The following is a 6,986-nucleotide window of genomic DNA, read 5'->3' on the forward strand; positions in this document are numbered from 1 at the left end:
CCCCTTGCAGAACCGTTTAAGACGGTGGCTTGTTATAAATTATTAAAAAATAGCCGTTAACCTGCCAAAGTTATAGACGGTTATTTTTTTGTTGTTTTTACCAATTCAAGAACTAACATCACGAGAGCGATAACAAAGTTACCAGCTACAAACATGAGTGTCAGCACCTCAAAGGTTGACAAGCAATAACCTCCGACGTGAGAGTTTTGAAACGATATTTTTCAAAACTCGAGCTAGTGCGAGCCCTAGACAAATCTTATAGGATTTGTCGTTGCCAGATGAGTAAGTTCACTTACCAGCTGGCTTGGGCTAGCCTTTCTGTTAGATTTTGATGATTTGCAGAGTAGAACAAAAAGTTCCATTCCACTTCTCTTAATTCTCGTCAACATCTCAGCGCAGTGGTTGATTGGCAGATTTGTTCGTGCTTCGCACTCCAAATCTGACCTAATCAACTGTGCGGGGGCGGTAAGACGAACTCATTTTCTACTAGTTGAGTTCTGTACCGCTCCCACCTACCTTTCAGAAATCAGAGCCACCGTCTTTACTTTTCTGCAAAAACTATTATAGCATATTTAATAAAGAATTGTAGTCCAATTTATACATAAAAAAACCAGCCTACTTGGGCTGGTTTTCTTGGAGTCGCTCTTTTAGGCGACGACGGTATAAAATCTGCGATGGAATGAAATAAAGAAAACTTGCCAAAATAATCCAACGTTTATCTATTCCACTAAAGTAAATCACTAAAATCAAAAGAAACGCAGTCGTCAAATAAAAGAAATGATTTTTGAGCAATTTTTTCATGGCAGCCTCCATACCTATTTTTTCAATATTAGTATATCAAAATACACAACTAGAGTACATACCATTGCCAAAAGTTTTACTTATTTTTCGTATCCAAAACAATGGTCACCGGCCCATCATTGACCAGACTGACCGCCATATCCGCCCCAAAAATACCCACTTCAATAGGCACAAAGGCTGACAGGGCTTGGTTAAAGGCATCGTAGAGTTGGCTGGCTCGGGCAGGAGCAGCCGCTCCTGTAAAGGCAGGGCGATTGCCTTTTTTGGTGTCCGCAAAAAGGGTAAATTGAGAAATGGATAAAATCTTTCCCCCTATATCTTGAACGGACTTGTTCATCTTGCCTGCCTCATCTGAAAATATCCGCATATTGACGATTTTCCGAACAGCATAGTCCAGGTCTTCCTGGCTGTCATCTGGCCCCACACCGACTAGGAGCAAAAGCCCTTGTTCAATTTGCCCATGGATACTTCCTTCGATGGTCACACTGGCCTGTGATACACGTTGTAATACAATTTTCATCTTATCCGTTGGTCCTTTTCACTGAGTAAACTTCTGGCACTGACTTAATCTTGTCCACCAGACTGGTCAAGGTTGCCAGGTTGGAAATACCAAAGGAAACGTGAATGGTCGCAAACTTCATATCCTTGGTTGGCTGGGCATTAACCGAAGAAATGTTCTTGCTGGCATTGGTCAAAACCTTGAGGACATCGTTGAGAAGACCTGAGCGGTTGAGACCGTAGATGTCAATGTTTGCCATATATTCCTTGGTCGAATTTTCATCCTCCCAGTCCACATCAATCAGGCGGACATCATAGTTTTCCTGACTCTTGAGGTTCATACAGTCTACACGGTGAACAGCTACCCCACGCCCCTTGGTGATATAGCCGACAATTTCATCGCCAGGTACTGGATTACAACATTTGGCAATCCGTATCAGCAAGCCTGATGCCCCTTCAATGACCACGCCACCTTCGTGACGGATTTTCAGACTATCTTTGTTGTCGTGTTTGACTTCGCCACCGTTGACCAATTCATCCGCGACAGCTTTGGCCTTAGCCCGCTCAGCTTCGCGACGCTCTTTTTCTGTCAGACGGTTAAAGATTGATATGGCAGAAACTTCTCCAAAACCAACTGCCGCAAAAAGGGATTCGTCGGTCTTATAGCTGGTCTTTTGCAGGACCTCATCCATGTGACGACGGTCCAGGTATTGGTTGGGAACGTAGCCATTTTCTTGGAGTAGGTTCTGAAGCATCTCACGCCCTTTTGAAACAGACAATTCCTTGTCCTGATTCTTGAAGAACTGCTTGATTTTATTGCGGGCCTTGTGGGTTTTAACCAGGTTGACCCAGTCACGACTTGGACCGAAAGAGTTGGCAGAGGTGATGATTTCCACCTGATCGCCTGTCTTAAGCTTGGTCGTAAGAGGAACCATACGACCGTTGACCTTGGCACCTGTCGCCCGCTCACCGACCTTGGTATGAATTTCATAGGCGAAGTCAATCGGTACGGAGTCCTTAGGCAATTCACGCACCGCACCATCTGGCGTGAAAACGTAAATACGCTCTGTAAAAATATCGTCCTTAACAGAATTTACAAAGGTTTGCGCATCCCCAGCTCCTTCTTGGAGTTCAATCAGGTTGTTAATCCAGCGCAACTCTTTTTCACTAGCAGTTGCCTTGCCACCACGCTTGTAAGCCCAGTGAGCTGCCACCCCATATTCCGCCACCTGATGCATTTCCATGGTCCGAATTTGGAACTCGATTGGACCTCTCGGTCCGTAAACCGTGGTATGAATAGACTGGTAGCCGTTAGCTTTTTGGTTGGCAATGTAGTCCTTGAAGCGACCTGGCATAGGTTTCCACAATTCATGAATATACCCTAACATAGCATAGACATCGCTCGGAGTATCCATGATACAACGAATGGCAATCAAGTCATAGAGTTGATCAAACCGCTTTTTCTTATCGTGCATTTTGCGATAGATAGAGTAAATATGCTTGGGTCTACCGTAAATCTGACCATGTAGATGGCGCTCTTCTGTATAGTCTCTTAGCTTATCAACAACTTCATTGACCAACTCTTCCCGTTCACGACGCTTCTCATTCATCATGCGCGTAATCTTGTAGAATTCAATCTCATTGAGATAGCGGAAAGACATATCTTCCAATTCCCACTTGATAGAAGAAATACCTAGACGGTGGGCAAGCGGTGCATAGATTTCCATTGTTTCACGTGAAATACGTTCCTGCTTGTCCTTGCGCAAGTGCTTAAGAGTCCGCATGTTATGCAAACGGTCGGCTAATTTGACCAGAATTACCCGCATATCTTGAGACATAGCAATCAGCATATTTCGGTGGTTTTCAGCCAACTGCTCCTCATGAGACTTATACTCAACCTTACCCAGTTTGGTCACACCACCGACAATATGGCGAACCTCTGGACCAAATTCAGCCTCCATATCATCCAAGGTTACATCCGTATCCTCAACCACATCATGTAAGAAACCACAGGCAACCGTCACAGCATCCAGCTTAAGTCCTGCTAAAATACCTGCTACCTGGATCGGGTGTACAATATAGGGCTCGCCCGATTTACGAAATTGGGACTTGTGTGCCTCTGTCGCAAAATCCAAAGCTTTCTTGACAAATATAACATCTTCTTCCGGTAAATAGGTGGCTGTCAAGGCAACCACTTCCTCCCCAGTGTAGTTAATTTCTTTCATATCTTTACTCTTCCTCTTATATTTCCTACTATTCTACCATTTTCACGAAAAAAGAAAAAGGAATCTAACATAAGACTACTAATTACAAACAATCTAAACCAAGTTCAGATTCAGCGAACGTTCTTGTTTTCTTTCGTTTTCTTGTTGTTTTCACTCATTTTTCAAACGAACGTTCAGAATTAGTCTTGAATTTTGCATTTCTTAGCTGTATAATGATTGTAGAAGATTATTACAAAAAGAAAATGGAGGATTCTTATGAATTTTCGTTTCAGTAAGTGTGCTGTAGCACTCACACTAGCTCTCTTGGCTGCAAGCAATCCAAAATTAGCTCAAGCCGAAGAGATTCTCAACACAACTCCAGCTTCTTCAACCGAAGCAAGTCAGGCTGTACCAGTTGAAACTGACACCACAGAGAAAGCTGATAATACAGAATCTCCTGCTCCAGCCACTACCGAAGCTGAAAATCCAAGCTCTTCCGAGACAGCTGAAACTAGTGATCCTACGAGCGAGACAACTGACACAACTGCTTCAGAAGCACGCACGGTCACTCCTGCTGCAACTGAAACTAGCCAGCCTGTTGAAGGACAAACTGTTGATGTTCGCATTCTCGCAACAACTGACCTCCATACGAACTTGGTCAACTATGACTATTACCAAGATAAACCAGTGGAAACACTTGGTCTAGCAAAAACAGCTGTTCTTATCGAAGAGGCAAAAAAAGAAAATCCAAATGTTGTATTGGTAGATAATGGAGACACCATTCAAGGTACTCCTCTTGGAAATTACAAGTCTATCGTTGATCCTATTGAAGAAGGCGAACAACATCCTATGTACGCTGCCTTAGAGACTCTGGGATTTGATGTCGGCACACTTGGCAACCACGAATTTAACTACGGCCTTGCCTACCTCGAAAAAGTAATTCGTACAGCCAACATGCCTCTAGTCAATGCCAATGTCCTCGACCCGACTACGAAAGACTTTCTCTACACCCCTTATACCATTGTGAAAAAGACATTCACAGACACCGAGGGTAAAAAGGTTGCACTAAATGTCGGTGTTACAGGGATTGTTCCCCCTCAAATTCTCAACTGGGACAAAGCTTATCTAGAAGGAAAAGTGATTGTCCGTGATGCAGTTGAAGCCGTTCGCGATATTATCCCAACCATGCGAGAAAATGGCGCAGACATCGTTCTGGTCCTTTCCCACTCAGGTATCGGCGATGATCAATATGAAGTCGGCGAGGAAAATGTCGGTTACCAAATCGCCAGCCTGTCAGGAGTTGATGCGGTCATCACAGGTCACTCCCACGCAGAATTCCCAGGAACTGCCGAAAAACCAAGCTTCTACGCTAAATATTCTGGCGTGGATGATACAAATGGTAAAATCAACGGCACTCCTGTCACCATGGCGGGTAAATACGGTGATCACCTCGGCGTCATCGACCTCAATCTGGTCTTTAAAGATGGCAAATGGACAACTACTTCTAGCAAAGCGGCTATTCGTAAAATCGATACAAAATCATCTGTAGCAGATGGTCGCATCATTGACCTTGCTAAAGAAGCCCATAACGAAACCATCAACTATGTTCGCCAACAAGTCGGTGAAACAACTGCTCCAATCAACAGCTTCTTTGCCCTTGTTCAAGATGATCCTTCTGTACAGATTGTTAACAATGCACAGATTTGGTATGCAAAACAACAATTGGCGGGTACTTCAGAAGCTAATCTACCAATCCTATCTGCGGCTGCACCATTTAAGGCTGGTACTCGAGGCGATGCTTCAGCCTATACAGACATTCCTGCTGGCCCAATCGCCATCAAGAACGTAGCAGACCTTTACCTCTACGACAACGTTGTAGCCATCTTGAAAGTCAACGGTGCCCAACTCAAAGAATGGTTGGAAATGTCCGCAGGGCAATTCAACCAGGTTGACCCAAGCTCAACAGAACCACAAAACCTAGTCAACACAGATTTCCGCACTTACAATTTTGACGTTATTGACGGAGTAACTTATCAGTACGATATTACGCAACCAAATAAATACGATCGTAATGGTAAGGTAGTCAACGAAACTGCCAGCAGAGTTCGGAATCTGCAATACAATGAGCAAGATGTGACGGCTGATCAAGAATTCATCGTCGTGACCAACAACTACCGTGCAAACGGTACTTTCCCTGGGGTCCGCGAAGCTTCTGTCAACTACTTGCTCAACCTGGAAAACCGCCAAGCCATCATCAATTATATTATCGCTGAGAAAGTTATCAACCCTACAGCAGACAATAACTGGACCTTTACAGATAGCATCAAGGGACTCGACCTCCGCTTCTTGACAGCAGATCGTGCGAAAGCTCTAGTTGCTGACCAAGAAGGTATTGTCTACCTACAGGCTTCAACTGCCAGCGAAGGGTTCGGTGAGTTCAAATTCGTCTATACTGAACCTAAAGTAGTGACTCCAGATGAACAGCAGTCAGATCAAGGTAATACAGGTCAAGATATTGTACTCGAATCTGGTCAACGAATTACTCTTCCAGCGGTAAATCCACCAGCTCCTGCTTCACAACATAAATTGGCTAGTCCACATTCACAAGCGAGCACCAAGACACTCCCTGCAACAGGAGAAGCTACCTCTATGCTTAGTCTGCTTGGTCTCACTTTGATTGGTTTTGTCGGCGCATGGACTAAGAAAAAAGAACATTAAAATAATCATGACCACCCGTCAAACGGGTGGTTTGAACAAGGGCTGTAAGCCCACATCACCAGCCAGCGCCTAAAGACGCTGGCTTTCACTTTGTTCAAGCCTCACTGCTTTTGACTCGTCACTAGCCTCTTAAAGAGGCATTCGTACTACTTGCCATTATCCCTAAAGGGATCTTCATACTCTTTTACACTCAATTTATCAAGTGCTATATCATGCTTTTCCTGCTCTTGAATATATTTCTTAATTGTGGCTTCATTAAGTCCAACTGTACTTACATAATAGCCCTCTGCCCAGAAATGGCGATTGCCAAATTTATATTTGAGATTGGCGTGTTTATCAAACATCATAAGAGCACTCTTACCTTTTAAATATCCCATAAAGCTTGATACACTTAATCGCGGAGGAATACTGACTAACATATGAACATGATCCGGCATCAGATGTCCTTCGATAATTTCTACGCCTTTATAACTACACAAACGTCGGAATATTTCTCCCAAACTACTTCGATATTGATTATAGATGATTTTTCGTCTATACTTAGGGGTGAAGACAATGTGGTATTTACACAGCCAATTTGTATGTGATAAACTATGTGCCTTTTGTGCCATACTTTTCTCCTCTCGCTTTACAATAGGCTTGAACACCTTTATTGTATCGCGTTTGGAGTTTTTTTGGTATAACCTTCGTCGCACACCCGCATAGCGGGTGGTTTATTTGTCACGCACCTTACGGAGCGTGACGGACTAAAAGTCACATAATCAG

At 43.7% G+C, this 6,986-nt stretch carries 6 protein-coding genes; 1 reads left to right on the forward strand and 5 read right to left on the reverse strand.

Features of this window, described 5'->3' with window-relative positions; genetic code table 11:
* Positions 1–80: 80 nt before the first annotated feature.
* The 4 genes from K5Q22_RS07010 to K5Q22_RS07025 all read right to left on the reverse strand — a co-directional run bounded on the left by K5Q22_RS07010 (position 81) and on the right by K5Q22_RS07025 (position 3,524).
* Positions 81–182: a putative holin-like toxin gene (locus K5Q22_RS07010; RefSeq protein ID WP_153052760.1), complete on the reverse strand. Its 102-nt coding sequence runs from the start codon at positions 180–182 to the stop codon at positions 81–83.
* 433 nt (positions 183–615) lie between these two features.
* Entirely contained in the window at positions 616–801 is a 186-nt protein-coding gene (locus tag K5Q22_RS07015) for a hypothetical protein (protein WP_024384320.1), read from the reverse strand.
* Between the two features lie 76 nt (positions 802–877).
* Positions 878–1,321 (reverse strand): D-aminoacyl-tRNA deacylase, encoded by a 444-nt coding sequence (dtd, locus tag K5Q22_RS07020; protein WP_205014120.1) that lies wholly within the window; start codon positions 1,319–1,321, stop codon positions 878–880.
* Position 1,322: 1 nt separating this feature from the next.
* Complete coding sequence (locus tag K5Q22_RS07025; protein ID WP_105120000.1) at positions 1,323–3,524, reverse strand: bifunctional (p)ppGpp synthetase/guanosine-3',5'-bis(diphosphate) 3'-pyrophosphohydrolase; 2,202 nt, start codon at positions 3,522–3,524, stop codon at positions 1,323–1,325.
* Positions 3,525–3,779: 255 nt separating this feature from the next.
* Here K5Q22_RS07025 and sntA point away from each other — a divergent pair, with 255 nt between their 5' ends.
* A complete protein-coding gene (gene sntA, locus K5Q22_RS07030) occupies positions 3,780–6,221 on the forward strand; it encodes a bifunctional 2',3'-cyclic-nucleotide 2'-phosphodiesterase/3'-nucleotidase (RefSeq protein ID WP_205014123.1) in 2,442 nt (813 codons plus the stop codon).
* Positions 6,222–6,367: 146 nt separating this feature from the next.
* On the opposite strand, the gene tnpA is transcribed toward sntA, so the two are convergent.
* Positions 6,368–6,832 carry an IS200/IS605-like element ISSsu4 family transposase gene (gene tnpA / locus K5Q22_RS07035; protein WP_205014125.1) on the reverse strand — a complete coding sequence of 155 codons (465 nt, stop codon included), beginning with the start codon at positions 6,830–6,832 and terminating at the stop codon, positions 6,368–6,370.
* Positions 6,833–6,986: the final 154 nt, after the last annotated feature.

Origin of the sequence: Streptococcus sp. 2018162 (genome assembly GCF_019754175.1) — a bacterium.
GTDB classification, from domain to species: Bacteria; Bacillota; Bacilli; order Lactobacillales; family Streptococcaceae; genus Streptococcus; species Streptococcus hashimotonensis.

Excerpts from the sequence above, each read along its gene's own strand:
- K5Q22_RS07015 (WP_024384320.1), bottom strand. The coding sequence starts at position 801 with ATGAAAAAATTGCTCAAAAATCATTTCTTTTATTTGACGACTGCGTTT.
- dtd (WP_205014120.1), bottom strand. The coding sequence starts at position 1,321 with ATGAAAATTGTATTACAACGTGTATCACAGGCCAGTGTGACCATCGAA.
- K5Q22_RS07025 (WP_105120000.1), bottom strand. The coding sequence starts at position 3,524 with ATGAAAGAAATTAACTACACTGGGGAGGAAGTGGTTGCCTTGACAGCC.
- sntA (WP_205014123.1), top strand. The coding sequence starts at position 3,780 with ATGAATTTTCGTTTCAGTAAGTGTGCTGTAGCACTCACACTAGCTCTC.
- tnpA (WP_205014125.1), bottom strand. The coding sequence starts at position 6,832 with ATGGCACAAAAGGCACATAGTTTATCACATACAAATTGGCTGTGTAAA.